Here is a 24,168-nt window from a genome sequence, read left to right as displayed (position 1 = left end):
TTTAGAACAACTGACTAATAATTGCTAAAAACGGTCAAATGAAACCAGAGGGCTGTCGTCAAGCCTGGCCGATATAGCGCTTCGGGGACTTCCCCAGCGCCTTTTTGAACATGGTGATAAACGCGCTCACGGATTCATAGCCCAGTTGCTCTGAGACAGACTGCACGCTGCCCCCCGCCAGCAAACGCTGAAGCGACACAACGATATGCAGCTGCCGCCGCCACAGGCCAAATGTCAGCCCGGTTTCTTTCACCACCAGCCGGGTGAACGTTCTTTCACTCAGGGCAAGAAAAGCGGCCCATTCCCTGGCGGTTCTTCTGTCGGCGGGGTCGGCCAGCAGCATGCTCGCCACTTGCCTGAGCCTGGCGTCTTTGGACAGCGGAAAGTTCAGCCGCTCGGCTGGCATTTGCGCCATCATGGAAAACAGCAGATTAACCAGTTGACGCGTCTGCTCATGCCCCGCCTCTGCCGGTGATATCCTGGCTAAATGAAGGATCATTTCCCGTATCAGGGGACTGACCGCGAGCGTGCAGCTTTTTTCCGGCATGGCGGCCCGCGACGTTTCAATAAACACAAAGCAGAACGTGGCTGAAGCAGCCGGGGTATTCCTGTGCGGCAGACCGGCGGGGATCCACATGGCTGACTCGCTGGGCACCATCCATATTTCATCCTCGACTTCACAGGTCATTGACCCGGTCACCGGCATAACCAGCTGGCCGCGCCGATGAGAGTGCAGCGGCACGTCGAATGCTAAATCTGGTGCGGTGAGAAACAGGACATCGATCGGCGCCCCGGACGAGTCAGGGTCAAAATAATCCATATCATTCATATTTCAGGCGCCCATTAACTGCAGAAAAGAAAATATTGCCCTTCCGGTTCGCAGAGATTTTACCCGTTGTTACCGGCCCACCTGGTACTCTGGTTATCAATTTTTTTATCAATAAACTCGATGACGTTCCCTGCCCCACCTTGAGCAACAGGGCCACACACACCGCAAACACCAAAGTAACGGGCTAAAGCCGTTGTAGACGGCTTTACGTTTATTTCGTGAGGTCAGGAAAGAGGTCGAGAGAGTGCGGGAATATTACAGGGAAAAACCGCCGTCACCCACTTGCGCTACGGCATACCATTTCATCAGCTCAGCCGCTCCCGGCTCATTTTCGGCGGGTGCCCATGGGGCCATATCTTGTTCAGCTACGGGCTGGTACGCCCCCTGTTTTACCTCAAAAATAACCCCACCTTTATCCAGCGATAACACCGCATGCCAGGTCCCGGCATCCGTCTCCAGCACCTTGCAGTCTTCACCTAACACAGCGCGCTGGGTCACGTTGCCATTCTCATCAAAATGCAATACCAAAAAGCGCCCGCTAAGGGGTGTCAGCAGCTCGAACGTGTGCGGATGGCGGTGAGGGCGAACATAGGTACCCGGCTCCATAGCAATAGCCAGGCGCTGAACAGGATCGCTCAATTCAGGATGGAGATTACGATTGGCACGTAAGCGAGGGGAGTTTGCGGCCTGCTCGCTTTGTTTTTGTAGATCGCTGAACGTAATTTGTTTCATATTACCCTTTGTGAATGTAGGTCGCTCGCGGCACCGGGAGCCCGGATGCCGCAAGGTTGTATGCTATCTCAACGGACGATTAGCCACGGCATTCGCGGCACAAATCTCTGCCCGGATTATAGACGCTGGGGCTAAAGTCCCATAGCCCCGGAACGGGTCTATTTACAATGCCGCCGGCGTTCCGGCCGAAGTTTGCTTCCGCATGGCGCTGGCTGTCAGTAAAACGCTTTTCATGGGCCATGATAATGAGGCAGGACCTTAACACTTCCTGCCTTATACCTTTTATCAACGAAACCATTTAATTATTAAATTGTTAATTATTGCCACCCAATAAATCAGGTTAATATTACGATTTTCCCTTTTCTACCACCGGACTCCATAATAGTATGGGCCTTAATAATTTCATCAATATGCATGACTTTCTCAACAACAGGAACAATTAATTTTTTTTCAACTGCATTTGCAATTTCTTTTAATCTTTCTGCCGACTGAGTATTGAAGACAAAGTGAACCTCTCCATTTACAGCCCAACCTCCTAATAAATTCTGAGGAATAGATTGATCAACAATAGAGACGACTCTTCCTTTATTCGAAAGCAACCCTAAGCTATTTTGAATTGTATTCCCGCCTACCGTGTCGAGTATAATATCGAATCCATCAAGATGATCTTCAGCTATTTTACAATACAAGTCACAATCTTTGTAATTGTAGCAACTCTGTGCTCCCAGGAAACGGACAAACTCGAAATTACCAGGAGAACAAGTTGTCACGACATGAGCGCCAAAAAGTTTCGCGATTTGAAGGGCATAGACGCCAACACCTCCAGAACCTCCATGAATCAACACCTTATTTCCTTTTACTAACCGTCCTCGTTCCACCAAACATTCCCAGGCAGTTCCTGCGGCTAACGGCAGTGCGGCGGCATCCTGGTGAGATAAGTTTTTAGGTTTAAGTGCAACAATAGATGATTTTTCAACATGGTGTGTAGCGTAGCTTCCCTCGTTGGCAAGAAGCCTTGGTACATAATAAACTTCATCACCAATTTTAAAATTGGTCACATCTGAACCGACCTTCTCTACGACACCAGATATATCCACACCTAAACAAGCTGGAAGGTTAATATCAGCAGAATAATCACCGCGCCTTGTTTGAATATCTACAGGATTAACGGACGTAGCGACTACTTTTATCAGAAGTTCGTCAGCACTAACTTCTGGTGTCGGTAGTGTTACATACTCCATATTTTTTGCAGGGCCAAATTCTCTAATGATAATTGCTTGCATCTTTTCCCCTTTTTTATTAACGCGAAAAGGTGCATCATACATAACAGATTTTAAGTTTGTAAGAACGCAGTTTTATGATACCAAGTATTATAAAGTATACCTTGAGGAATAAATAGTGGACTACAATGCACCGTATGGATGTTCAGTGACAACGACTTTGAAAGTTATCGGCGGCCGTTGGAAGCCCGTGATCCTGTTCCATTTAATGGAAAACGGGGTATGTCGTTTTAATGAACTGAGAAGAATGATTGATGGTATCACACAGAGAATGTTAACTTCACAGTTGAAGGAACTTGTCGAAGATGGAATTATTATCAGAGTTGTTATAGAAAGTTCACCACCTCACGTTGAGTATTCATTAACAAAATATGGCAGTACTTTGGAGAATATTTTAAAAGAAATGCGTGACTGGGGTGCACAACATGCTGAAATACTTAATAATTATCATTCATCTGGTCTTTAAAATGAAAACACATTCATAAGAATGTGTTTAATTACAGCATCAATCTTCGCAGTGAGTTTTGATATTATAAAAATTACTACCTGGCCATTTAAATTGACATCGCAGCAGAATATCTATCTTACAGCCCCAGAAATCATATTTAGTCCTGAACTATTTTGACTTATTATATCAATGCAATGATTTTTCGAAAAATAGCTGAGCTGCATCATTTTTACATGATAAATCGTAATACGCTCAGAATATCGCTTTTATTTCATCAATGATATTTAAAACGCTTGTATAGCGGTCAGTGAAAATGGTTTGCTGCCCCTTACACAGGAAGAGTACCGGCTGATAGCTCAAAACCCGAAAGTTTCAAAAATGTGTGGTGCAAAAAGGGGAGTACTAACATATAGGCTTGAGAAGAATTTGAAATGGTGCGATAATAGGAGTCGAAAAATAAAATCAATTAATTGATTTTATTGAAAAAAATAATATCGAAGAATAAACCTATACACACTCCTATACACATTGGTGGATGCGTTCATTTTTCGCACAACCTCAAACTACGAAAAAATCTTCTTTTATGGAAAACTATTCACACTGTTCACTCACCATTATTTATCTTTAATTTCAATATGATACGCAGTGAGCAGTCCGTGAACAGTGAACACTTTACTGTTCACTTTTGTCGATTGTAGTAAAAGAGAGAGCCGTTTTATGTGGTCTAAAACTACATATTGGGGTGTGTCACACAATATTCAGAAATTCTAAAACGTCGGTGTTGCTCATTTGCTTGACGGTAGCTTTTAAAGCATCAATTTGACTTTATCTCTTGCAACTCATTTTTAGCTAGAAACTGAAATTCACCAATTTTAATATCCACACGATCTCTTAATTTGTTATAAAACTCCCGATCTTCAGTATAAATAACAATAAATTCATTTACGGCATTGAGTAGCTCGTAGGCACATTTTCGGATCACATCGTCCGAAGAGATCTGGAGCTGGTTATAGATCCGCAAATAGTCGAGATAATCCTGCCCCTGCCCATCGCAAGGAACATCCCGATAGGTTTGCACAAGTGACTGTGATTGTGTGAGAAATTCAATATAAAGCGTTTTCTTTTCCTCGCGGAGTCTTACGAAATAAGAAGCCGCATCTTTTTCCTTATCATGTCGCTGTGACCTGATCAGCATGGCAAACGCCGAGACTGCACTAATCATAGCCCCAAGCCCAATTTTTAATGCAGAATCTAGAACTTCCATTCCTGTCATGCTCGTAACTCCCTTTTCTATCGGTTTATCCATTGTACCAAACGACCAGTAGAAAGGTGTATTCCAACCTCAGCTTCTAACTGAATACTAGCGGGCAATTATCACAATGGCTTTTCTGCGTAATTTTACTAATTTTCAGGTAAAAAAAGACCGGCTGATGCCGGTCCGGGTAGGTTATGTCGCGGTGGTTTCGTCGCACCGGGGCAGCCAGTCGGCGTTGCTTTCCTCCCTGAGCGCAAGGTTCGTCTGCATCCCCTGATTTGTTCGTCGCTTACCGTAATTCAGTCCGTACTCTTTCAGCATCGATGACAGCCCTTTGCCGAACATGGTCAGGCTGAGTGTGTTCTTGTAGCCGTGTGCCTCCATGTAAACCAGATAGGCGTGATAAAGATACAGGCGCGGCTGTCGCGGAATGATATTCGCATTCCCCATATACATACCGTCAGGTTCTGGCAGTGCCTCCAGATAGCCACAAAAATCAAACGTCGGGTCGGCATCGCGCTTGATGCTGAGTGCCTCGTCGGAGTTCTGCTGCGACTGGAGCAGTGTACGCGCGGTCATCGGGTCGCTGAATGTCTGCATAAGCTGGCGCACGATGACGGCCAGCTCCCGGGCGATTTTATCTTTCAGCTTCGGGTCACGTTCTTCCGGCGCAATCTGTTCCGGGAAGTGCATAATCACCCGGCGACGCGACACCCCGCCGCTGCGGTCGGTGAAGCGCATCGGGTTATTGTTCACCGCCAGTATCACCGCCGGAATATGGGTGGAGTACGCATCGCGGTATTTCGGGTCAACGGAGACCGCATCGCCGCCGGTAATGGCCTTGAGTCCTGCCCCGTCACCGCTCCATTTTTCCTGGTCAGGCAGGCGTATCAGCGAGAAACCAATCAGCGCCGCGCGCTCACGGGGGGATTCCAGCGTCTCGATGGTGGCCGACGTGGCGTTATCTTCCCCGGCGAGCATGGTCGCTATTTCGGCCAGAATACTTTTCCCGCTGCCACCGGGACCGGTCACTTCGAGGAAGAGCTGCCAGTCGTAGCGGTTCGCCAGCACCATAAACAGCGCGGCGAGTATCACGTCACGTTTATCGGCACGCGAACCGGCGGCGCGGTCGAGCCAGCGCCAGAAATTCGGCGCGTGCGTCTCCAGCGTTTCCCCCTTCACCGGTGGGGTGAAATCCACGTCGCACAGGGTGCGCAGCCAGTGCGTTTTGCTGTGCGGGCTGAATATACCGCTTTGGGTATCAAGCACGCCATTGCGAAAGCCAATCAGCCGCCGTGGCGGGGCATCCTGCTGCGGAATAATCAGTTTCAGGGTGTCGACCACCGAGGCGATTTTCCCCGATGAGAATGGGGCGCGCAGACGCTGAAACAGCCCGGCCACGTCGCGCGCAAAGTCCGACGGCGGAATGATTTTCCAGATTCCCGCCTCATAACGGGACAGGAGCTGGCCGTTCGCATCCACGGCCAGCGCTTCGCCGTAATGCTCATGCACCCGCATGGCTTTCTCACTGGTGCTCATGGCGGTAAATTCCGCCTCGCTCATGGTGCTGAACGGGCTGTCAGCCGGTGGCCGGATGGCGTCATACATGGCTTTACGCGTGGCCTCCCCGCCGTGCTGTGTATACGCATCATTCCAGTCACCGAACACCGGCGGCAGGGCGACCACGCCCTCGCAGGACTCTGCGGCCGCAGACGCTTTGGTCTGGCCGTCGCCGCTGAGGTCACGGTCGGCGGCCAGCACAATCCGGCAGGCCGGATATTTGTGACGGGCAAGGCTCGCCAGAGAAAGGAGGTTCACCGACGACAGCGCCACCATGACGGTTTCGCCGGTCAGGTGATGCACGGTGAGCGCGGTCGCGTAGCCCTCCGCTATCCACAGCCGTTTTCCTGCCTCTTTTTTCCCGTCGAGAATATGACACACCCCTTTTACCTGACCGACTTTCAGGGTGCGCTTGAGACCGTCTGCATTAATGAGCTGGACGTTAACCAGTGCGCCGCTATCATCATACAGCGGGACAACCACATCACCGGCGCGGTACGTCACACCGCCAGTTTTGTGCATGACGGTCAGCGTCAGACATTCCCGGCCGGGGAAGCCCTTGCGGGTGAGGTAGGCGTTGCCGGTGGCCGGTCGGGTTTTCTCCATGAGCCTGACCGCCAGCGCGGTCGCAGCCTTGCGGTCAGCCTCTGCGGCCGCAATCACTTCCGGGACAACCGGCGGCAGGTTGCCGGTCACGGCATTCACCTTCCCGGCGGCCTCTGACGGGGTCACGCCGAAAACTTTTTCTACCAGCTTAAGCCCGTCACCCGCGCCGCACTGATTGCAGAACCACGTCCCGCGCCCCTCTTTATCATCAAAGCGAAAGCGGTCGGAGCCGCCACACACCGGACAGGCCTGATGGCGGTTTTTGATGACCGTTACCCCCAGCGCCGGGAGAATGCGCGGCCAGTGGCCGCACGCCTGTTTTACGGTGTCCGTTACGTTCATTTTCATCGTTACTTTCTCCCTCAGTGCAGTGCCGGTGCTGTGATATGGCGGGCGCAGAGTTCATCCATCACGGCCAGCCCGAGAAAAGACAGCGACGGAGCGGCCTTGAGTGGTCCGGCTTCCATTAAATCTTCGAGCAGGGCACAGGCAATCTGACGGCCTTTTTCCTCGCCATGCTGGCGCAGGTAGAAGCCCTCCAGCTCGGCCGCAATGGCGCTTTCCAGCGTACTGAGTGTGAGCTGCGGGTAGCGGTGCTGACGTTCGCACAGGGTCAGCCAGGCACAGGCGACCGCCCGGCGGTAAAGTGCAGCGCGCAGAACGGGAGATAGTGCGGTTTTCATACACTGCCCTCCCCGGTCAGCCAGCGCTGATTGCAGCGGTCGACCACGCTGTCGAGCCGGGCAGTCATGAGGTAAATCACCGAGGTGAGCTGTAGCTGCTGCGCCGGATTGTGGCGCACGGTGGTACAGCCCTGCACCTGCATCAGGTCGCCGACGAGCTGGCCGACGTTGCGAAGATGTTCGAGGCATTCGAGGTCTGCCCGGCTGATGGTGGGCTGGTTTATATTCTGCGGCTGTTCCGTACTGTTAACAGGCATTATTTCGTCTCCTGAGGACGTGCGTATCCCTGCGCAGATACGCACATTTTATTACTGGGTGTCGTTTTTAATTACAGATAATGGCGGTAGCTGTTATCCGGTTTTATTTCCGTTTCCGACCTGAAATTATTCCGCCATTTATGCGCCACCAGCGCCGGGCGTTTAACCGGGGGAATATCGTCAGGATATTTATCAATATTCCGCGCCCGGTATTGCTGTAATGCCGGGTCAGCCGCTATTTCGCGTAATACGGCGTGGCGGTTTTCAGGGCTGCGCTTAAAGACGTCGGGATGCTCACAGGTAAAGTCCCGCAAAAAACGACTGAGCGGAATCTCTGCCATGCTGCCACCGGCAATAATTCGAATGAGGATGGTGTAGGTGCGCCGGTACGGGTTCCAGACCAGCCCCGGACAGCGGTACGGCATATCCCACGGAATACCGTCAGCCAGCACGCCCGACACCACCACATCAGGAAATCCTGTACAGCGATATATTTCACCCGGCTGAGGGAAATCAAACATGGTGCTCACCTCCATTTCCCGACGTCGTGGCGAGAAAGTCACGGCACAGGCCTTTGGCTTTCAGCTCTTCCAGGACGTAGCTGACGTCCTCATGGATATAACTAAAAATCTGCGGCAGGTATAGCTGGTGTAAACCGTTCAGCTCACGGCGCAGCAAATCTCCACCGATGAACTGCGAGACGGCGCTGGCGCGATTGAGTTTATGGTACGCCTCAATGCTGAGGTGTTCCTGCATGGGGTTAAGGTCATCACGACGCGCTGAGACGGTCTGAGGGGTGTTTTTATTATGCATGTGACACCTCCACAACCGGCAGACGGGCGGCAAGGGAAAGCACATATTCCCGGACAAGGGTACGGCGGGCGGCCAGCTCGTCACCGGCCACGGTGCGGAGCATACAGATACGGGGCTTACGGTCTGCGCGACGGACGGCGGCAAACACAAAGACAAACTGCGGGTGTGACGGGGTGAGGGTCGTAGCCATAAGGGCAACCTCCAATAAGTAGCGGTTATTGCCACCACCGGAGTTCCTACACTCATGGGTGGTAGCCCGGACGGGGGTAGGAATACCGGCCTTATTGGAAACCGGCCAGCCCGAAGGCTGCCCCGCCCGGACCACCATTATCTGATACAGGCCAGTGTGAAACCACCACAGCCCGAAAAATGGGTGTACCTGAGCAACGACGTAAAAAAACACGCATGGCGCGTGTTGAGTCGCCAATAAGTAACACGGGTTCCTACGCCCGGCTGTCGATTTTGCGACAGCGACAAAACTGTACCAGGAAACACACAACGGATGCAAGCCAGAAAAAGGGGCTTTGTGAAATCGGCTCTGATTCATGCGTCGTATTTCCGGTTGCGGTGCGCGACACGTTCTTCCATCCACGCCGTGATTTCAGACTGTAGCCAGGCGACATTTTTACCCCCGAGGGAAACCTGCGCCGGGAAAGCATTGCGGGCAATTAAATCGTAGAGCGTGGAACGGGACAGGCCGCACTGATGAATGACTTCCGGGAGACGTAAAAAACGTTCCTGAACCGGGGCTGAAACCGGCATCGGGTGCGTGCCAGTGGGGGAAGATGGTACTGATGAAACTGTGTGCATAACGCTACCTCGTTAATATCCGCAGAGATCCGGACGTGTCCGTCCGGTATCAGGTAGCACTCTATTTTGTGAATATTTTTTCTCAATGCAACAGGGGGAAATTGTACAAAGCACGGGACAACGGGTGCTGTTTTTTTACTCAAGACCATTTAAAGGAACTGGAAGGAGTTATAAGGCACTGGAGATTTCAAAAGTGAAATGCAAATTGATTTAATCACCATAAGAGCATGAATTAATAGGACATACCGCATAAAATTTACATTCGGGATGTTCAGACCAGTGAACAGTAGTGAACAGTTGGTGAACACTTCCCTCTCAACTGCTCACTCTTTAATTTATTGTTTTATTTATATTTTTATTCTGAGTGAACAGTAGTGAATAGTTATATGTAAAAAAACAAACAGAGAGAGGGGGGTTTCCTGCGACCTTTCTCTGGCCAGCCGGGTTTTTAAGTCCTGTTTGTGCCATGTCTGCTACAACGGCAATGAATCGAGTTGTTGTCTGAGGGACGGCAGAATGGCGCCTGGTTGAAAACACAGAGAGAACCCGACGATGAAACCAGATTTGTTTACCGCAGTAATGAAAACCATCGGCAGCACGCAGGATGAGAAAATCCGCACGGCCATTGACAGCGCACTGGATACCCTTAACGAGAAAGCAAACCAGAACGCCGAGGCCACGATAAATAACGCTCTTGATGTGTTCAGCAAGGCCAAATCCGCGCACACGGAAAACATGCTGAAGCTGAATGATATTGATGCGGCCATTGCCCGCAGTGAGAAAGAGCGTCAGAACGCCCTGAATGAAAGTGCCGAAGCCGAACAGAACTGGCGTACCCGTTTTCGCGAACTGCGCGGCATGATGACCCCGGAACTGAAAGCCGAACACAGTCAGCGAGTGGCCGGTCGGGAGCTGGCGGAGGAATTCACCGCCCTGATTGATGAACTCAACGATGATAAGGCCAGTACCATGCTGTCCGCCTGTACATCAGGAGATAAGTACGTCGGCACGCATTTTACGGTGTTCTCTGCCTACTCCCGGAATGAGTGGGCGACCGTGATGAAAGACATCCCTCCCTCACTGGTGCGCGCATTTGCGTTACGTCTGCGTGAACTCGAAATGAAGGGGGAAGAGCACCCTCACAACGTTCTCATTCAGGAGCTGGGGGAGAATGTACTGGCGCAAAGCAGGTATTACACATTCAACATGGCGCAGGAGCCGGTAATTTCAAAAATTGGGCTTCACCGTCCGGCACTCACCGGCGTGGATATGAAGCTCTTTAAAAGCCTTGCTCTCAGAATGGCGCGGGCTAAAGAGCTGGCACAGAAGAAAAAAACGCAGGGGGCTAAGCCATGATGCGCTGCCCGTACTGCAAACAGGCTGCCCATGTCCGTACCAGCCGTTACCTGTCGGATAACGTCAAACAGAGCTACCTCCAGTGCGTGAATGTCTTTTGCTCCGCAACCTTTCGCACCACCGAGTCTATCGACGAGGTAATACGGCCACCGGCAGAAGAAAAGCCCGAACCACCACAAACAGTGCCAGAAACACCGCCCCGAATTCTGGACTGCGCCCGCTCATCGCTGCGCCACTGATTCAGGAGAAAAGACAATGGCACGAGCACTACTGGAACAGGCCTTTGAAACCTGTCAGAAGAATAAATCGGACTGGATGAGCAGCAAGTCAGTACTGGCGCGGGCTGAAATGGCGCTGAAAGAGCTGGAGCTGACCTGCACCCGTTATGAACCGGAGGCCGCACAGGTACTGCGGGATGATATTGACCTGAAAAAATGGGCGGTAAATCAGTCGGCCGGGCAGTACATCCGGTCGCATGAAGCCGTGCAGCGTATCAGTATCCGTCGTCAGCTCCACGCCTTTATGCAGCTAAGCGGCGACGCACTGGCCGCCGCACTAGCACCGGAATTAATGCATCTCAGCGAACAACCGGACATTGTCAGAGAACGTGCTCTCAACCGGGCGGCCGCCAGTGTTCGCGAAGCGCTGTCCGTTCATGTAACCCGCAGAGGAAATATTGATTACGCAGAGGAAGATCGCGACATTCTGACAACTATCGGTTTCCGGCCTGACAGAGCATCGAGAGACGACAACCGGGCAAAATATACGCCTGAACAGAGTCAGATTTTCATGCGTCGACAGGCCGCTAAGCCCCGCAAAAAATCCGCATAAAACGCCCCGAAAATACCCGTCTTTTTAATAAAAATAGCCATGCATGCCTACGCTGCATGGCTTTGCATGCAAAACCCTGAATTTTCCACACCCTGTCACACCAGCACTGGCGCGGCCTGAGCCACTTCATGCACCTGCATTAAAAGCGCCCCAGGAAGCGGGCAGGCGTGGCGGGGAGAGCATTGCGCGCACAAGTAACATTTCAAATTACTTAGTAAAAGGTTCATAGCCCACAAGCTCCCCCCCTCTTTGTTGATACGCCACTCATTGTTAATTTTCCTGGGGTGCACTCCTTGCAATACTTGCTTCAAGCAATTCTTTCGCCTTTGCAAGAGCCTGATTTAGCTCAATAATGGCACCGCGCCGAAAAGACCGTTTCATTTTTCTTTCAAAAGGAACTAAGGTTGTTAATAGTTTATTTAAATATGGAAGCTCACCTGACAAATAATCGGAAAGGTTTAAGAAATTGTATAAAGCAGATATGTGATTAGTGAACAACTTTATATCCTGAATACTCCATGACATTTTAACGCCATCAACTATTTCCTCCACACCCAACATTTCAAATATGTTATATTTAAAATCTGATTGTTGTATTTCAACATCTACCGCCCCCCAACCATCTTTACACATTTTAACTTTTATAGATTCTATTTTCTTGTTTTTGGTAATTTCGATATATTTTCCCACAAAAAAATTATGGAATTCATCATCATCTCTAGTAATCACATGCAATGGTAAAGAATCAATATTATTAAAGCTATCCCTAAAATATTTTTCTATTTCCAGATCACTGAAGCTAAGTTTTATCTTTTCAATTTTGTTTTTAGTTAGCCCTTTTATTTCAGGTATGTATTTCAACTTTGATAAACGAAGATAATTTTTTGTGGCAATCAACCAAGTTGACAGCGTTGGTGAACTGGTTTTTAAAATAACATCTCTAATTTCTTCACAGTAATCTTCTTCAGATATGTCAAACTGTTCAGGATATAGTAAATCAGCATAATCTTTTTTTTGCAAAGGAGTATTTTTAGTGAAAATGAAGGGTAATATGTCTTGATGCGATATTATATTAAAACAATACTGTGCCATCAGGCCATTAAATGATTTATATGCAGTAATATTTAATAATTCATTCTCCCTTTTACTAATCGTATCAGTTCCTTTTTTATCATCAGAGACTAACGTTTTAAGTGAGGATGAGATAAATCTATTGTAGAACTCATCTGATTGATATGCAAAATCTTCCTTTAATATTATATGAGCACATAAAGAGCTAACTAAATTAGTTATATCTGCCGTTTTTATATCTGAATTCCATAGAGACGAATTAATCAAAGGGAGTAGCTTATTAATTACTCTATTTATTATTCGTAAATTTGTCACCTCAAAACCAATGATCACCTGACTTATCAAGACCTTATCATAATTCGAAATGTTTTTTAATTTTCCATCTAAAAAATCAGGAAAGTTATTAAGTGAAAAATGAATTTCATCACTCACAACCTTTTCTTTATGATTTAATATTTGTGAGCTTTGATCCGAAAAATTCCCGACTAGAATATAATCCAATCTATTATCATCTTGATAACGTTGCAAGCAAAATGTTGCTATTTCATCTCTCAACTCTTGAGATATACGTTCTAAATCATCAATAACAAATATACCTTGTAAATCTTTCAATACATAATCTTTCATTGCCCCACTAAAAGCTGACATCATTTTATCGGCAAGCTTACCAACATTTTCATCTTGCGCAATCGCGACGGCCGCATTTGAAGCCAAAGCCTTTATTTTATCAACTCCAACACCGTCATCTAAATAGGTAATATTTACTATTCTATCTTTGAAGTCTTGTAAACTATTCAAACCTAGAACAGACATATAAAATAAAGTTTTTGTCGTATAGAATTCTTTAAATTCGTTTTGTAAGAAGTATGTTTTCCCTACTCCCCAATCACCATTAATTAAAATAAGCCCATCTCTTGGTTCAGACAATAGACGGATTAAATTAGATATCAACTCATCTTTACTCAAAACATTCCCCTTACTTATAATTTATTTTTTGGAAAATTAAATCACTGTATGCCTGTAACATAATCGACCTTTTATCTAGGTACTGAGCATGATTATATGTACCACGAATAATATTTTTATCAACATGAGCTAATTGTATTTCTATCCAAACTGATTCAAACCCGAGTTCATGTAAAATTGTCGAGAAAGTATGTCGAAAACCATGCCCAGTGACTTTTCCGCCATAACCAATGCGTTTTATAACCTGATTTACACTCGCTTCACTCATAGGCTTGTTTGGATCATTCCGCCCCGGAAAAACATAACGATAGTTCCCTGTCATGATCTTGAGTTCACTGAGTAAATCTAACGCTTGAGTCGATAATGGCACAAGATGTGGCCTTCGCATTTTCATCCGTTCAGCAGGAATTTCCCATATAGCGTTATCCAGATCAAATTCTGCCCATAATGCCGCACGTAATTCGATGGTTCTAACCCCCGTAATCATAAGTAATTTCGTGGCAATCAGGACAAGCCGACTTCCGGTGTAACCGTTTAAGGTGCGTAGAAAATCAGGTATCTCATCAGCCTTTAGGAACGGGAAGTGATTTGATTGGTGTACATCGAGGGCGCTTGAAAGATCCGCAGCAGGGTTAAACTCTGCCCTTCCAGTAGCAATGGCATAGCGGAAAACTTCTGAGCATCGCTGCCGAACTTTGCGCATTTTTTCTAATGCACCGCGCTTTTCGATTTTACGCAGCACATTAAGCAGTTCTAGCGGTTTGATTTCGCCTACTGGTCTGTTACCAACATAAGGAAAAATATCGTTCTGAAACGCTTCCATGATGTCTGACGCATAACCTGCCGACCATTTGGCAGATTTCATCTGGTGCCACTCAGTGGCTATCTTTTCGAACGCGCTCTCGGATTCCGTTTGCAAAGCAATCTTTTGCTCTTTTCTAACCTCACTAGGATTCTTTCCTTCCGCGACCAGTTTTCGAGCATCGTCACGACGAGAACGGGCATCTGCAAGTGTGATCGTCGGATACACACCCAACGAGATCATTTTGGGTTTGCCGGCATAGCGATAGCGGAACCGCCAACTCTTGCTTCCATTAGGTTCTATAAGCAATGACAAACCTTGCCCATCCCCAAGCGTATAGGGTTTATCTTCAGGCTTAGCGCGGCGAATCTGCATATCGTTTAAAGGCATGTGTATAGGAATCCAGGACCGAACAGGAACATATACACAATCCTATACACATTCTGTATCGGATTCTACTGGATGGTTACGGACGTCGAGGGACTGAAAAGCAGTAAAATCTTTATAAATCAGGGCATTTATGGATGAATACGGACGTTTCGGGAAGTTGAGATGGTGCCGATAATAGGAGTCGAACCTACGACCTTCGCATTACGAATGCGCTGCTCTACCAACTGAGCTATATCGGCTTTCCGGACGCGCCACGAGCGTGGCTGCGGTGTAAAAGGTTAAGGAAGATTGGGTGATGCGTCAACCACTTATCAAACTGACCGCTGGTTTTTGCATCACCCTGTCTTCAATTACGCACGAATAGTGTCGTCGCCGAAACCGATCCACTTGTAGGTAGTTAAGGCTTCAAGCCCCATCGGGCCGCGGGCGTGCAGCTTCTGGGTACTGACCGCCACTTCCGCGCCCAGGCCGAACTGGCCGCCGTCGGTGAAGCGGGTTGAGGCGTTGACGTACACGGCAGAGGAATCCACTTCGTTAATAAAGCGATTCGCGTTGCGCAGCGTGCGGGTCAGGATAGCGTCCGAATGCTGGGTACCGTGCTCGCGAATATGGGCGATGGCATCATCGAGATCCGCCACCACTTTCACATTCAGGTGCAGCGACAGCCATTCGTCGTTGTAATCCGCCTCTTTCACCGCTTCCACCGCCGCCGGGCCGGTTTGCAGTACAGGCAGCGATTTCTCGTCAGCATGCAGCGTTACGCCGGACTCCGCCATCTGCTTGCTCAGCGCAGGCAGGAAGCGGTCGGCAATTGCCTGGTGCACCAGCAGCGTTTCCACCGTGTTGCAGGTGCTCGGGCGCTGGGTTTTGGCATTCACGATGATTTTCAGCGCCGGTTCAATCTCGGCGGTGTCGTCCACTACGATGTGGCACACGCCGATGCCGCCGGTGATCACTGGGATCGTCGACTGTTCACGGCAGAGTTTATGCAGGCCCGCGCCACCACGAGGGATCAGCATGTCGATGTAGCGGTCGAGGCGCAGCATTTCGGTGACCAGCGCGCGGTCCGGGTTTTCAATCGCCTGAACCGCCGCTTTCGGCAGGCCGCACTCTTCCAGCGCCTGCTGGATCACCGCCACCGTGGCGTTGTTGGTGCGCCAGGTTTCTTTCCCGCCGCGCAGAATTGCCGCGTTGCCGGTTTTCAGGCACAGGGAGGCGACGTCCACGGTCACGTTCGGGCGAGCTTCATAGATTACGCCCACCACGCCGAGCGGCACGCGGCGGCGCTCGATGCGCAGCCCGCTGTCCAGCAGCCCGCCATCGATCACCTGCCCTACCGGGTCAGCGAGGCTGCATACCTGGCGCACATCGTCAGCGATGCCTTTCAGGCGAGCCGGGGTGAGCTGCAGGCGGTCGAGCATGGCTTCGCTGAGGCCGTTTTTACGCGCTTCGTCCACGTCCTGCTGGTTGGCGGTCAGGATCTGCTCCGAACGCGCTTCAAGGTAGTCGGCAATTTTTTCCAGCACGCGGTTCTTTTCGCGGCCGGAGAGCAGTGCCAGCTGGTAAGAGGCCTCTTTTGCCGCTTTGCCCATTTGTTCAAGCATTAGTCTGCTCCTTAATTAACAATCATGTCGTCGCGATGCACGGCCACCGGGCCGTATTCATAGCCGAGGATGTCGTCGATTTGCTGGGAGTGATGCCCGGCAATGCGGCGCAGCGCGTCGCTGTTGTAGCGGCAAACACCGTGGGCGATGTCGCGCCCTTCCAGGCTGCGAATGCGGATCACCTCGCCGCGGGAGAAGTTGCCGCTCACGCTTTTGATGCCTTTAGGCAGTAGCGAGCTGCCACGCTCCAGAATAGCGGACAGCGCGCCGTCATCCACGGTGATTTCGCCGGCAGGCGGAGCGCCAAAGATCCAGCGTTTGCGGTTCTCCAGCGGCGACTGCTGCGCGTGGAAGCGCGTTCCTACAGGGTTGCCGGCCATGACGTCGCCGATAACGCCCGGCTTGCTGCCTGCGGCGATGATGACGTCGATACCCGCGCGGCAGGCCACGTCGGCCGCCTGGAGCTTGGTGCCCATGCCGCCCGTGCCGAGGCCGGAAACGCTGTCGCCCGCAATGGCGCGCAGCGCATCGTCGATGCCGTGCACTTCTTTAATCAGTTCCGCTGCCGGGTTGTTACGCGGGTCGGCGGTGTAAAGGCCCTGCTGGTCGGTGAGCAGCAGCAGCTTGTCGGCCCCGGCTAGAATCGCGGCCAGCGCGGAAAGGTTGTCGTTGTCGCCGACTTTGATCTCAGCCGTCGCCACGGCGTCGTTTTCATTAATGACCGGCACAATGTTGTTATCTAACAGCGCTCTGAGCGTGTCGCGGGCATTAAGGAAGCGTTCGCGATCTTCCATATCGGCGCGGGTCAGCAGCATCTGCCCGACGTGAATGCCGTAAATAGAGAACAGCTGTTCCCAGAGCTGAATCAGGCGACTTTGCCCTACCGCGGCCAGCAGCTGCTTGGACGCGATGGTGGCGGGGAGTTCGGGGTAGCCGAGGTGTTCACGCCCGGCGGCAATCGCCCCGGAAGTCACAATCACAATACGATGCCCCGCCGCGTGCAGCTGGGCACACTGGCGAACCAGTTCAACAATATGGGCGCGGTTCAGGCGGCGGGAGCCACCGGTTAATACGCTGGTGCCTAGTTTTACGACCAGCGTCTGGCTGTCACTCATGATTCTCTGCCGTTTCTACAAATAAGGGGAAATTAAAAAGCCAGATGACGTTGTAACAGGAGTCGCGCGGCTTGCCAACAGGCGGCGTGGGAAAAGGGCTAATAAGCCAGAAAGGATCGCTGAGGATAGCGGATATATTTTACATTTTTATGACATATAAACTTTATTACGTTTATTTAATCTTTCTCCTAAATTGTCATAAATCTTTAATCTGAGAACGATAAAACCCTTCCTGTTTTTAGCAGGAGCCCGACTCCTGGATCAATTTTGCAAGCGTTCATCATTCTTGGGATAACAAATGAAAAAGAGCACACTGGCATTAGTGGTAATGGGTATCGTGGCTGCTTCTGCTTCTCAGGCAGCCGAAGTTTATAACAAAAACGGCAACAAGGTTGACATCTATGGCCGCGTTAAAGCTGAACACTACTTCAGCGACAACACCGGTTCCGATGGCGACCAGACTTACGCTCGCCTGGGCTTTAAAGGTGAAACTCAGATTAACAGCCAGCTGACCGGTTACGGCCAGTGGGAATACCAGATTGCGGGTAACAAAGCAGAGAACGACTCTACCGGCACCAAAACTCGCCTGGCGTTCGCGGGCCTGAAAGCCGGTGACTACGGCTCATTTGATTACGGTCGTAACTACGGCGTGCTGTACAACATCGCCTCTTACACCGATATGATGCCAGAGTTCGGCGATGACTCTTTCGTCAGAACCGACACCTTCATGACCGGCCGTGCGACCGGCGTGGCGACTTACCGCAACAACAATTTCTTCGGTCTGGTTGACGGCCTGAAGCTGGCTCTGCAATACCAGGGCAAGAACGGGGCTGACAGCGCGAACACCCGTTCCGATACTTCTCGCCAGAACGGCGACGGCTTCGGTACCAGCCTGTCCTACGACATCGCTGACACCGGCCTGAGCGTGGGCGCAGCATACGCCAACTCTAACCGTACCAACGCGCAGAAAGCGTCCGTTTACGGTAAAGGCGATAAAGCTGAAGCCTGGACCACCGGCATCAAGTACGACAAAAACAACGTGTACCTGGCAACCATCTACGCTGAAACCCGTAACATGAACCCAATCAGCGTTCCGGGCTCCCTGGCGGGCACCAGCAGCAGCGTGTCTGGTTTTGCTAACAAAAACCAGGCGTTCGAAGCCATCGCTCAGTACCAGTTCGACTTCGGTCTGCGTCCATCCCTGGGCTACGTGCAGTCTAAAGCGAAAGACATCGAAGGCATTGGTGATGCGGATCTGGTGAAATACATCGACGTGGCCGCCACCTATTACTTCAACAAAAACATGTCTGCGTTTGTTGATTACAAAATCAACCAGCTGAGCGACAACAACAAGCTTAAGCTGAACAACGACGACGTTGTTGCGGTAGGTATGGTGTACCAGTTCTAATTCGCGATACTGCGGATAAAAAAATCCCCGTCAGCTTGACGGGGATTTTTTATTTTCAGGCAGAGAGTTTAAGCGACTTTTCCGCAAAGTTCTCGGCAGGCACCAGCCCAAGCTCAAGGGTGGCGAGTAAATCTTTCAGGCGTCCGTGGAAACCGCGCAGCGTCTGCTCCAGCTTTTCATCCACTTCTTTATCTTTTGCCGGGGTCGCCGTCCATTTGCCGTCTTTATCAAACAGGCCGAACTGCCAGGTGTAGGTAAACTGCTTTTCCTGGGCTTCCAGCACCATCCACCATCCCCAAAATTCGCGTTTCTCCGGCGCGGGCTTTACGTTAACGCACACCGCCAGGCAATCGAAGAAGAAACGGTTGTCTTCACACTGCTCTTCCCGGATATACGGGCCAAGCGAGGCGAACTTTCTGATCAGTCTACTTTTCGGGTGTCCACTCGGTAACGTCATTACGATCTCCTGTTGTGAAGCAACTGTTTTAGCAAACCGCCATAATTAAGCAAATATTTAACGTAATCTTTGTTTCATCCAGCCGGTAACTTCCTGCAGCGCTTTGTCAAAATTTTGATACACCGGCTTAAACGGGATCTGGAGTAATTTGCCGTCGGCAGATGACGAAGTGATTAAACGGGATTCTTCTTCCGGGCTGAAAGGATCGTTCTCCCAAAAGCCGGATAGCATCGGCGTTGGGCAGCGGCGGCCCAGCAGCCCCTGCGTTTTCAGGGAGTAGCGGTTCAGCTCCACGCTCAGCGCGCTGTCGGAGATGCTGGTCATGCCCAGGCGGCTCGCAAGCACGTCAATGTACATTTCCGGCACGTTGGCCTGGCGCTGCGGGTCGCTCAGCAGGGCGTGAACCACCGGCCCAAGGCAGGCAACGGCTTTCAGGCGCGGCGCTTCGAGGTAGGCCAGGCGCACGGCAACGTTGGCGCCAAAGCGGAAGCCAAATGCTGCGACGCGCGTGTGGTCAACCCAAGGAATGTTGGGCAATGCTTTGAGCACGTGCTGGTGCAGCACGCTGGAATCCTGGGTCAGTTTCCACTTAGAGGAAAAACCGACTGACGGCATGTCGATGGTCAACATCGCGATGCCCTGTGGGGCAAAATATTTCTCAAACAGGCTGTAATAATCGCTCTGTAGGGCATCGAGGCCGCCGCACATCAGCACGGTCGGGAATGGCCCTTCTACCCCTTTAGGCATGTGCAGGAAGCCGCTGATGGTGCCGCCACCGGTCATCGGGAATTCAAGCTCGCGCAGCCCGCCGGACAACCGGGGAGCCGCCTCTTCGTAAGCCCGATTAGCCAACACCTGGGCCTGCTCCGCCAACGCGTCCCCTTTCAGGTGCGGGTACGCCGCAATGCTGTAGAGGTTAGCCGCCTGCAGCCAGCATTTGCCGATTTTCTCTTCGTCCGTTTCCTGGCCGGCACGCTGCTGCCAGAGCATCGCCTGCTTCGACCATTCGTAGATCCAGTTCCCCCCGCGATAGCCCATCACGGTATCAAACAGGTCGTCGTTGGTACGTTCAGCCTCGGTGCAGGCAATCCGGGCCTGGACTTCGAGGATTTCACGCGGATCGACCCCGCGCCAGATCCACATCAGGCGGTTGATCATGCGGTACCAGTGGGGCACGTTTTTGCCGTCCAGCGCGGACTGGATCGCGGGCGTGGCGGTATGCCGTGCGCGACGAACAAGCGTGGACGTTTCCGGGTGTTTGAATCTTGGCTTAAAGAGGGTTTCGCTGAGGTTGGCCTGCGACATCGTTTCACTGCCTCCATGAATACGAGAAACGTCGCTATTGTAGCCTGATACGGTCCAAATAACACAAACGCCCGGCTATGCCGGGCGCCAAATAAATGACAAAGCTCAAATCATGGAGGGATTAACGGCCAGCCAACGGCGGCACAAACACCACGCCCATATCCCACGGCTGCTCAATCCAGGTGTCCTGCGGGATATCAATCACGTAATCGTCCACCAGCGGCTGACCGGCTGGTTTAGCGAAGATAGTGACGAAGTGAGCTTTCGGATACATTTCGCGAATGGCTACCGCGGTGCCGCCGGTGTCGACCAGGTCATCGATCACGATAAAACCTTCGCCATCGCCTTCCGCACGCTTCAGCACGGTCAGCTCACGCTGGTTGTCGTGGTCGTAGCTGGAGATACAAACGGTATCAACATGGCGAATACCCAGTTCACGAGCCAGCAGCGCGCCCGGCACCAGGCCACCACGGCTAACGGCAATAATGCCTTTCCACTGTTCGGCTGGCAGCAGACGCTGAGCCAGTTTGCGGGCGTGAATCTGCAACATGTCCCAGGTGACGACGTATTTTTCGCTCATGTGAAGTGTCCCGGCCTGTAAATAACGGCTTAAAAAGTATTCGAAGGAGTTTTGGTTGCGCGAGATTATAGAGATCTGGCGCACTAAAAACCAGTGCCGCAGGCCACTGGCAGCGGATTTTGCTCGTATTCAGCCTTCACGCAACAAAAGAAAGTGGTATTCTCAGAACATCGCGCAAGCCGTGCTTGTGGTGTATCTGAACCCGGCTAAAAACGTAACCGGTCAGCCAAAAAAACGACTCCAGGGAGACTCAACGTGTCTGAATTGTCTCAATTATCGCCACAGCCGCTGTGGGATATTTTTGCCAAAATCTGTTCTATTCCGCATCCGTCCTATCATGAAGAAGCGCTGGCGGAACACATCCTGTCCTGGGCAAAAGAAAAAGGCCTGCACGTCGAACGTGACCAGGTGGGGAATATCCTGATTCGCAAGCCTGCTACGCCGGGCATGGAAAACCGCAAACCTGTGGCGCTTCAGGCGCACCTCGACATGGTGCCGCAAAAAAACAACGACACCGTTCACGACTTCGCTAAAGATCCTATCCAGCCGTACATCGACGGCGAGTGGGTAAAAGCGCGCGGCACCACGCTGGGCGCAGACAACGGCATCGGTATGGCGTCCGCGCTGGCGGTGCTGGCTGACGACAGCGTGGCGCACGGCCCGCTGGAAGTGCTGCTGACCATGACCGAAGAAGCCGGGATGGACGGCGCATTTGGCCTGCAGGCGGGCTGGATGCAGGCAGATATCCTGATCAACACCGACTCCGAAACGGAAGGTGAGATCTACATGGGCTGCGCGGGCGGGATCGACTTTATCACTACGCTGCCGCTGCAGCGTGAAGCCGTTCCGGCTGGGTTTGACACCTTCAAGCTGACCATCAAGGGGCTGAAAGGCGGCCACTCCGGCGCAGATATCCATCTGGGCCTGGGGAACGCCAACAAGCTGCTGGCTCGCTTCCTGCTGGCTCATGCCGCGGAACTGGACGCACGTCTGCTCGACCTGAACGGCGGCACCCTGCGTAACGCCATTCCGCGCGAAGCCTTCGCCACGCTGGCCGTGCCTGCGGCGAAAGCGGCCGAGCTGAAGTCTGCGGCTAACGCTTACCTGGCCGTTCTGAAAAATGAACTGTCTGCGGTCGAGAAGAACATTACCGTGCTGGTGGAAGCCACAACGTCTGACAAACAGGCGCTGACCGCTAAAACTCGCGATACCTTCCTGCATCTGCTGAACGCAACGCCAAACGGCGTGATTCGTAACTCAGACGAAGTGAAGGGCGTGGTTGAGACTTCCCTGAACGCGGGCGTCGTGACCATGAGCGACGACAGTGCAGAAATTATCTGCCTGATTCGTTCCCTGATCGATTCCGGTAAAGACTACGTGGTTAGCGTGCTGGAGTCCCTGGGTGAACTGGCCGGGGCGAAAACCGTGGCGAAAGGCAGCTATCCTGGCTGGCAGCCGGACGCTAAGTCTCCGGTGATGGCCCTGGTACGCGAGACTTACCAGAAGCTGTTCAACCAGACGCCGAACATCATGGTTATCCACGCGGGCCTGGAATGTGGTCTGTTCAAAAAGCCGTATCCGGAGATGGATATGGTTTCCATCGGGCCAACCATTACCGGCCCACATTCCCCGGACGAGCAGGTACATATTGAGAGCGTTGGCCAGTACTGGAAGCTGCTGACCGAGCTGCTGAAGGCGATTCCGGCGAAATAAGTTTTACCCTCACCCTAACCCTCTCCTTATAAGGGAGAGGGGATTTTCTTTGTCTGCCTCATTTTCAGCGAAAACGTGTTTTCCCCTTCTCCCTTCCAGAGAGAAGGCCGGGATGAGGGTCTAATTCACAACCCCAGCAGCAGTTGTCTCTCCAGTTGCGGGTCGAGCAGCGTCACATGCAGCCCCACCAGCCGGACGCCGCGCCCTCCCCGCCGTTCTTCCCATGTTTTACGGGCGGTGGCAATCAGGTCTTCTTTGTTCAGCTTCGGCCAGACGTGCTCCTGGGTCGTCAGCTGAAAGTCATTAAACTTCAGCTTGATGCCTTGCCGCGCGATACGCAGGTCGGCCCGCTCTTTGGCAAGTCGCCTCTCAAGCTCCGGGTACAGGCGTTCAATAATCTCTTCGCATTCTGGCCATTCATGAATGTCTTCCGCGAGCGTCCGCTCTACCCCCACCGACTTTCTCTGACGATCGTTACTGATCTCGCGCTCATCAATGCCCTGGCTGCGCTCCCACAGCACCCGGCCAAATTTCCCAAAGCGTTTTAACAACATGGCCAGGTCAGCATTTTGCACGTCAGCGCAGGTTCGCAGACCGAGCGTTTCCAGCTTTGCCACCGTGACTTTGCCCACGCCGGGAATTTTCCCGAGCGGTAGCGTCGCTAAAAAGTCCGGCACCTGTTCGGGCGTAATGACATACTGGCCGTTGGGTTTATTGAGGTCGGAGGCAATCTTTGCCAGAAACTTTATCGGCGCAATGCCAGCTGAGGCGGTCAGGTTCAGTTCGTCGGCAATGGCCTGACGAATTTCGCGGGCGATCAACGTGGCCGAGCCCTGGCAGTGTTCGCTGTCCGTAACGTCCAGATAAGCTTCATCCAGCGACAAGGGTTCGATCAGCGGGGTATAGCGGGAGAAGATTTCACGAATATGGTTGGAGGCTTCTTTATAGGCGTCGAACCGGCCCGGCAATAGCGTGAGATGCGGACAGAGTTTTAGCGCCATCGCGGTCGACATCGCGCTGCGCACGCCGTATTTTCTGGCGGGATAGTTCGCCGTGCTGATCACGCCTCGCCGTTGGGCACTGCCGCCAATAGCGAGGGGAATATCGCGCAGGGCCGGGTTATCACGCATCTCAACGGCGGCAAAAAAGCAGTCCATATCGACATGAATGATTTTGCGCATATCCACTCAACCAGAAAAATAACACTGGATAAGTATACAGCTAATTTTCAAAATGAGGAAATTGTCGCAGGCCACCAAATCTTTTCCTGCAAGTGGCATCACCTCGGGCATAAAGT

Annotated in this window: 25 protein-coding genes and 1 tRNA gene; 6 read left to right on the top strand and 20 right to left on the bottom strand. The window is 51.5% G+C overall.

Annotated elements, in window-relative coordinates; translation table 11 throughout:
• Positions 1–58: 58 nt before the first annotated feature.
• The 3 genes from F3J26_RS13155 to F3J26_RS13145 form a co-directional block, all read right to left on the bottom strand.
• Positions 59–820: an AraC family transcriptional regulator gene (locus tag F3J26_RS13155; protein ID WP_286180274.1), complete on the bottom strand. Its 762-nt coding sequence runs from the start codon at positions 818–820 to the stop codon at positions 59–61.
• 264 nt (positions 821–1,084) lie between these two features.
• Entirely contained in the window at positions 1,085–1,561 is a 477-nt protein-coding gene (locus F3J26_RS13150) for a WbuC family cupin fold metalloprotein (protein ID WP_008454311.1), read from the bottom strand.
• Between the two features lie 335 nt (positions 1,562–1,896).
• Positions 1,897–2,844 (bottom strand): NADP-dependent oxidoreductase, encoded by a 948-nt coding sequence (locus F3J26_RS13145; RefSeq protein WP_166994282.1) that lies wholly within the window; start codon positions 2,842–2,844, stop codon positions 1,897–1,899.
• 115 nt (positions 2,845–2,959) lie between these two features.
• On the opposite strand from F3J26_RS13145, the gene F3J26_RS13140 reads away from it, so the two are divergent.
• A complete protein-coding gene (locus F3J26_RS13140; protein WP_166994280.1) occupies positions 2,960–3,307 on the top strand; it encodes a winged helix-turn-helix transcriptional regulator in 348 nt (115 codons plus the stop codon).
• A 796-nt stretch (positions 3,308–4,103) separates the two neighbouring features.
• On the opposite strand, the gene F3J26_RS13135 is transcribed toward F3J26_RS13140, so the two are convergent.
• The 8 genes from F3J26_RS13135 to F3J26_RS13100 form a co-directional block, all read right to left on the bottom strand.
• Complete coding sequence (locus tag F3J26_RS13135) at positions 4,104–4,562, bottom strand: hypothetical protein (RefSeq protein ID WP_163334782.1); 459 nt, start codon at positions 4,560–4,562, stop codon at positions 4,104–4,106.
• A 174-nt stretch (positions 4,563–4,736) separates the two neighbouring features.
• Positions 4,737–7,058: a primase-helicase zinc-binding domain-containing protein gene (locus F3J26_RS13130; protein ID WP_166994278.1), complete on the bottom strand. Its 2,322-nt coding sequence runs from the start codon at positions 7,056–7,058 to the stop codon at positions 4,737–4,739.
• 14 nt (positions 7,059–7,072) lie between these two features.
• Positions 7,073–7,393 (bottom strand): DUF5375 domain-containing protein, encoded by a 321-nt coding sequence (locus F3J26_RS13125; RefSeq protein WP_016151192.1) that lies wholly within the window; start codon positions 7,391–7,393, stop codon positions 7,073–7,075.
• Positions 7,390–7,650 carry a hypothetical protein gene (locus F3J26_RS13120; protein ID WP_205246502.1) on the bottom strand — a complete coding sequence of 87 codons (261 nt, stop codon included), beginning with the start codon at positions 7,648–7,650 and terminating at the stop codon, positions 7,390–7,392. The genes F3J26_RS13125 and F3J26_RS13120 overlap by 4 nt, the downstream gene beginning before the upstream one ends.
• Positions 7,651–7,721: 71 nt before the next feature.
• Positions 7,722–8,171: a hypothetical protein gene (locus F3J26_RS13115; RefSeq protein WP_166994276.1), complete on the bottom strand. Its 450-nt coding sequence runs from the start codon at positions 8,169–8,171 to the stop codon at positions 7,722–7,724.
• Complete coding sequence (locus tag F3J26_RS13110) at positions 8,164–8,463, bottom strand: derepression protein (protein WP_136766983.1); 300 nt, start codon at positions 8,461–8,463, stop codon at positions 8,164–8,166. The genes F3J26_RS13115 and F3J26_RS13110 overlap by 8 nt, the downstream gene beginning before the upstream one ends.
• The gene (locus F3J26_RS13105; protein WP_087052141.1) at positions 8,456–9,010 is read right to left on the bottom strand and encodes a host cell division inhibitor Icd-like protein; all 555 of its coding nucleotides are present in this window, start codon (positions 9,008–9,010) and stop codon (positions 8,456–8,458) included. Before F3J26_RS13105 ends, F3J26_RS13110 begins: the two co-directional genes overlap by 8 nt.
• Entirely contained in the window at positions 9,007–9,273 is a 267-nt protein-coding gene (locus F3J26_RS13100) for a helix-turn-helix transcriptional regulator (protein WP_166994274.1), read from the bottom strand. The genes F3J26_RS13105 and F3J26_RS13100 overlap by 4 nt, the downstream gene beginning before the upstream one ends.
• 552 nt (positions 9,274–9,825) lie before the next feature.
• On the opposite strand from F3J26_RS13100, the gene sid reads away from it, so the two are divergent.
• The 3 genes from sid to F3J26_RS13085 are packed head-to-tail and all read left to right on the top strand — an operon-like array spanning position 9,826 to position 11,460.
• On the top strand, positions 9,826–10,629 hold the full coding sequence (gene sid / locus F3J26_RS13095; protein ID WP_166994272.1) for a capsid size-determining scaffold Sid: 804 nt from the start codon (positions 9,826–9,828) through the stop codon (positions 10,627–10,629).
• Entirely contained in the window at positions 10,626–10,868 is a 243-nt protein-coding gene (locus tag F3J26_RS13090; protein ID WP_000984214.1) for an ogr/Delta-like zinc finger family protein, read from the top strand. The genes sid and F3J26_RS13090 overlap by 4 nt, the downstream gene beginning before the upstream one ends.
• A gap of 16 nt (positions 10,869–10,884) precedes the next feature.
• A complete protein-coding gene (locus tag F3J26_RS13085; protein ID WP_166994271.1) occupies positions 10,885–11,460 on the top strand; it encodes a phage polarity suppression protein in 576 nt (191 codons plus the stop codon).
• Between the two features lie 270 nt (positions 11,461–11,730).
• Here the strand turns inward: F3J26_RS13085 and F3J26_RS13080 are convergent, their stop codons facing one another.
• The 5 genes from F3J26_RS13080 to proB all read right to left on the bottom strand — a co-directional run bounded on the left by F3J26_RS13080 (position 11,731) and on the right by proB (position 17,408).
• Positions 11,731–13,497, bottom strand: coding sequence for a P-loop NTPase fold protein (locus tag F3J26_RS13080; RefSeq protein WP_166994269.1), 1,767 nt, complete (start codon positions 13,495–13,497; stop codon positions 11,731–11,733).
• A 10-nt stretch (positions 13,498–13,507) separates the two neighbouring features.
• Positions 13,508–14,689, bottom strand: a complete 1,182-nt coding sequence (locus F3J26_RS13075) for a tyrosine-type recombinase/integrase (protein WP_166994268.1) — start codon at positions 14,687–14,689, stop codon at positions 13,508–13,510.
• Positions 14,690–14,852: 163 nt separating this feature from the next.
• Positions 14,853–14,928: transfer RNA gene (locus F3J26_RS13070), tRNA-Thr, on the bottom strand.
• A 111-nt stretch (positions 14,929–15,039) separates the two neighbouring features.
• Positions 15,040–16,293: a glutamate-5-semialdehyde dehydrogenase gene (gene proA, locus F3J26_RS13065; RefSeq protein WP_008457356.1), complete on the bottom strand. Its 1,254-nt coding sequence runs from the start codon at positions 16,291–16,293 to the stop codon at positions 15,040–15,042.
• An 11-nt stretch (positions 16,294–16,304) separates the two neighbouring features.
• Positions 16,305–17,408, bottom strand: coding sequence for a glutamate 5-kinase (gene proB / locus F3J26_RS13060; protein WP_008457354.1), 1,104 nt, complete (start codon positions 17,406–17,408; stop codon positions 16,305–16,307).
• A 298-nt stretch (positions 17,409–17,706) separates the two neighbouring features.
• Between proB and ompC the strand changes: the two genes are divergently transcribed.
• Positions 17,707–18,816 carry a porin OmpC gene (gene ompC / locus F3J26_RS13055; protein WP_008457352.1) on the top strand — a complete coding sequence of 370 codons (1,110 nt, stop codon included), beginning with the start codon at positions 17,707–17,709 and terminating at the stop codon, positions 18,814–18,816.
• Positions 18,817–18,871: 55 nt separating this feature from the next.
• Here the strand turns inward: ompC and crl are convergent, their stop codons facing one another.
• The 3 genes from crl to gpt form a co-directional block, all read right to left on the bottom strand.
• Positions 18,872–19,273: a sigma factor-binding protein Crl gene (crl, locus tag F3J26_RS13050; protein ID WP_008457351.1), complete on the bottom strand. Its 402-nt coding sequence runs from the start codon at positions 19,271–19,273 to the stop codon at positions 18,872–18,874.
• A 57-nt stretch (positions 19,274–19,330) separates the two neighbouring features.
• Positions 19,331–20,578 (bottom strand): esterase FrsA, encoded by a 1,248-nt coding sequence (frsA, locus tag F3J26_RS13045; protein ID WP_166994267.1) that lies wholly within the window; start codon positions 20,576–20,578, stop codon positions 19,331–19,333.
• Positions 20,579–20,699: 121 nt separating this feature from the next.
• On the bottom strand, positions 20,700–21,158 hold the full coding sequence (gene gpt, locus F3J26_RS13040; protein WP_008457349.1) for a xanthine phosphoribosyltransferase: 459 nt from the start codon (positions 21,156–21,158) through the stop codon (positions 20,700–20,702).
• Positions 21,159–21,413: 255 nt separating this feature from the next.
• Here gpt and pepD point away from each other — a divergent pair, with 255 nt between their 5' ends.
• Positions 21,414–22,871, top strand: coding sequence for a beta-Ala-His dipeptidase (gene pepD, locus F3J26_RS13035; RefSeq protein WP_166994265.1), 1,458 nt, complete (start codon positions 21,414–21,416; stop codon positions 22,869–22,871).
• Positions 22,872–22,996: 125 nt separating this feature from the next.
• Here the strand turns inward: pepD and dinB are convergent, their stop codons facing one another.
• Entirely contained in the window at positions 22,997–24,052 is a 1,056-nt protein-coding gene (gene dinB, locus F3J26_RS13030; protein ID WP_008457347.1) for a DNA polymerase IV, read from the bottom strand.
• Positions 24,053–24,168: the final 116 nt, after the last annotated feature.

This window comes from Enterobacter sp. Ap-867 (genome assembly GCF_011752855.1).
Taxonomy (GTDB): domain Bacteria; phylum Pseudomonadota; class Gammaproteobacteria; order Enterobacterales; family Enterobacteriaceae; genus Cedecea.
This window is presented reverse-complemented; position numbering and strand designations above follow the sequence as displayed.

Bases quoted from the DNA above. Each gene is read 5' to 3' on its own strand.
- F3J26_RS13155 (WP_286180274.1), bottom strand. From the start codon at position 820: ATGGATTATTTTGACCCTGACTCGTCCGGGGCGCCGATCGATGTCCTG.
- F3J26_RS13150 (WP_008454311.1), bottom strand. From the start codon at position 1,561: ATGAAACAAATTACGTTCAGCGATCTACAAAAACAAAGCGAGCAGGCC.
- F3J26_RS13145 (WP_166994282.1), bottom strand. From the start codon at position 2,844: ATGCAAGCAATTATCATTAGAGAATTTGGCCCTGCAAAAAATATGGAG.
- F3J26_RS13135 (WP_163334782.1), bottom strand. From the start codon at position 4,562: ATGACAGGAATGGAAGTTCTAGATTCTGCATTAAAAATTGGGCTTGGG.
- F3J26_RS13130 (WP_166994278.1), bottom strand. From the start codon at position 7,058: ATGAAAATGAACGTAACGGACACCGTAAAACAGGCGTGCGGCCACTGG.
- F3J26_RS13125 (WP_016151192.1), bottom strand. From the start codon at position 7,393: ATGAAAACCGCACTATCTCCCGTTCTGCGCGCTGCACTTTACCGCCGG.
- F3J26_RS13120 (WP_205246502.1), bottom strand. From the start codon at position 7,650: ATGCCTGTTAACAGTACGGAACAGCCGCAGAATATAAACCAGCCCACC.
- F3J26_RS13115 (WP_166994276.1), bottom strand. From the start codon at position 8,171: ATGTTTGATTTCCCTCAGCCGGGTGAAATATATCGCTGTACAGGATTT.
- F3J26_RS13110 (WP_136766983.1), bottom strand. From the start codon at position 8,463: ATGCATAATAAAAACACCCCTCAGACCGTCTCAGCGCGTCGTGATGAC.
- F3J26_RS13105 (WP_087052141.1), bottom strand. From the start codon at position 9,010: ATGAATCAGAGCCGATTTCACAAAGCCCCTTTTTCTGGCTTGCATCCG.
- F3J26_RS13100 (WP_166994274.1), bottom strand. From the start codon at position 9,273: ATGCACACAGTTTCATCAGTACCATCTTCCCCCACTGGCACGCACCCG.
- sid (WP_166994272.1), top strand. From the start codon at position 9,826: ATGAAACCAGATTTGTTTACCGCAGTAATGAAAACCATCGGCAGCACG.
- F3J26_RS13090 (WP_000984214.1), top strand. From the start codon at position 10,626: ATGATGCGCTGCCCGTACTGCAAACAGGCTGCCCATGTCCGTACCAGC.
- F3J26_RS13085 (WP_166994271.1), top strand. From the start codon at position 10,885: ATGGCACGAGCACTACTGGAACAGGCCTTTGAAACCTGTCAGAAGAAT.
- F3J26_RS13075 (WP_166994268.1), bottom strand. From the start codon at position 14,689: ATGCCTTTAAACGATATGCAGATTCGCCGCGCTAAGCCTGAAGATAAA.
- proA (WP_008457356.1), bottom strand. From the start codon at position 16,293: ATGCTTGAACAAATGGGCAAAGCGGCAAAAGAGGCCTCTTACCAGCTG.
- proB (WP_008457354.1), bottom strand. From the start codon at position 17,408: ATGAGTGACAGCCAGACGCTGGTCGTAAAACTAGGCACCAGCGTATTA.
- ompC (WP_008457352.1), top strand. From the start codon at position 17,707: ATGAAAAAGAGCACACTGGCATTAGTGGTAATGGGTATCGTGGCTGCT.
- crl (WP_008457351.1), bottom strand. From the start codon at position 19,273: ATGACGTTACCGAGTGGACACCCGAAAAGTAGACTGATCAGAAAGTTC.
- frsA (WP_166994267.1), bottom strand. From the start codon at position 20,578: ATGTCGCAGGCCAACCTCAGCGAAACCCTCTTTAAGCCAAGATTCAAA.
- gpt (WP_008457349.1), bottom strand. From the start codon at position 21,158: ATGAGCGAAAAATACGTCGTCACCTGGGACATGTTGCAGATTCACGCC.
- dinB (WP_008457347.1), bottom strand. From the start codon at position 24,052: ATGCGCAAAATCATTCATGTCGATATGGACTGCTTTTTTGCCGCCGTT.